The 1,253-nt window shown below is 45.8% G+C and carries 2 protein-coding genes; both read right to left on the bottom strand.

Annotated elements, in window-relative coordinates; all coding sequences use genetic code 11:
• Positions 1 to 61: 61 nt before the first annotated feature.
• A complete protein-coding gene (locus NGM62_RS21875) occupies positions 62 to 886 on the bottom strand; it encodes an IS3 family transposase (RefSeq protein WP_262250427.1) in 825 nt (274 codons plus the stop codon).
• Positions 874 to 1,188, bottom strand: a complete 315-nt coding sequence (locus tag NGM62_RS21870; RefSeq protein ID WP_262250426.1) for a transposase — start codon at positions 1,186 to 1,188, stop codon at positions 874 to 876. The genes NGM62_RS21875 and NGM62_RS21870 overlap by 13 nt, the downstream gene beginning before the upstream one ends.
• Positions 1,189 to 1,253: the final 65 nt, after the last annotated feature.

Genomic DNA, 1,253 nt, shown 5'->3' with positions numbered 1-1,253 from the left:
TGTAATACTCCCCATTCTTTGGGCCAAAGGTTCAGTATGCTAAGTTAATATTATTCATTGATTACGCTGCATTTTTGTTCATTGAATCTCTAAAAGCTTCCTCTGGTTTCTTTTTTATTCCTTGGTGTTTTTTCTGGTGGTAATAGGCGATATAGGTCTGCACTCCCTCAAAGAGTTCAAGGCCGGTATCGCATGGATTCAGGTATACATAGTTTTGTTTGAGGCTTTTCCAGAACCGTTCAATCCAGGTATTGTCGGTAGCTCTTCCTTTGCCATCCATGGATATCCGTATGTTTTGTTCCTCCAAATAGTGGATCCATGCGGAGCTGGTAAACTGCGACCCCTGATCGGAGTTGATGATTTCTGGCTTTCCGTTTTGAGTAATGGCATCATGCAGCACGTCCAGACACCACTTCTTGGTCATGCTATTACTGATGCCCCAGCCGACGATCTTCCGGCTGTACACGTCGATAAATGCTACCATATACATAAAGCCTTTTGCCATGGGGATGTAGGTGATGTCCACACACCAAACCTGATTGGCCCGTTCGATCTTCAGTCCTCTGAGCAGGTAAGGCCGTATGAAAGCCTTCATTGCACCTTTGGTGAGATTCTTCTTACGGTAAATGGCCTGGTAGCCCATCAGTCGAAATAAACGCCGGATCCGCTTGGGACCTACTGCATAGCCTTTGTCTCTCAACAAGTCAACCATGGACAAAACTCCTTCGGTCGGATGATCCAGCAAATGCTCATCCATCATGCGCATCATTTTCACGTTCTCGGGCTTTTCCTGGACCGGACGGTAATACAAAGAGCTCCTGGGAACCTGCAGCAACGAGCACTGTCTGCGTACAGACAGCGATTTATGAGGTCTTATGGCTTCCATTCTTTCTCGGGTATGCCCAATTTCCTGGCACTTTTTTTTAAAAAGTCCAGCTCCACCTTCAGCTGCCCGATCTGTGCATAGAGCGGATCAAGGTTCTCCGAAGCATCGGATTGTTTGCCACTGGAACGGTCAAAAACAACTGCCATGTTCTCCAAAAACTCCGATTTCCACTTTGAAATCGTAATCGGATTCACTTCAAACTGCTGGCTGAGCTGAGCCAGCGTCTTCTGATTTTTAATGGCCTCCAGGGCAACCTTGGCCTTGAATTCCGCGCTGAATTTACGCCTTGTTTGTTTAGTCATAACGTTTAGTAAAATTAAGTAAATTTTAACTAAACCGCTGGCCCAGGATTAGGGGAGTATTACAA

Origin of the sequence: Parapedobacter soli, assembly GCF_025460835.1 — a bacterium.
Taxonomy (GTDB): Bacteria; Bacteroidota; Bacteroidia; order Sphingobacteriales; family Sphingobacteriaceae; genus Parapedobacter; species Parapedobacter soli.
Note: the sequence above shows the minus strand (reverse complement) of the source record. Positions and strands in the feature narration are given on the sequence as shown.